This window comes from Neisseria sp. P0021.S007 (assembly GCF_051956855.1).
Window position 1 is genome coordinate 1 of sequence record NZ_JBQCXA010001482.1, and the last position, 474, is coordinate 474.

Annotated in this window: 1 protein-coding gene; it reads left to right on the forward strand. The window is 51.7% G+C overall.

The genetic code is table 11. The annotated features are described in order from the left end of the window. Positions 1-474: segregation and condensation protein A (locus ACTHUR_RS19820; RefSeq protein ID WP_440400504.1), on the forward strand; the 474-nt coding region annotated here is incomplete at both ends.

A 474-nucleotide genomic window follows, 5' to 3' on the forward strand; every position in this document is an offset into this window, starting at 1 on the left:
GTTGAGGATGAAGAGGCGGATCCGCGTGCCGAGTTGGTGCGCCGTCTGTTGGCTTGCGAACAGATGAAACTGGCGGCTCAGGGTTTGGATGCGTTGCCGCGTGCCGGACGTGATTTTGCTTGGGCGTATCTGCCGTTGGAAATTGCGGTCGAAGCGAAGTTGCCGGAAGTGTACGTTGCCGATTTGACGCAGGCTTGGTTGGGTATTTTGTCGCGTGCCAAGCATACGTGCAGTCATGAAGTGGTGCGGGAAACCATTTCTGTTCGTGCGCAGATGACAGCGATTTTGCGTCGTTTGAACGAAAGCGGTATCAGCAAGTTCAGCGATTTGTTTAAACCGGAGCAGGGCGCGACATATGTGGTGGTCAATTTTATTGCATTGCTGGAATTGGCTAAAGAAGGCTTGGTGCGTATCGTGCAGCCTGAAAATTATGGTGAAATCGAAATCAGCCTGAAAGACGGTTTGGAAACAAAC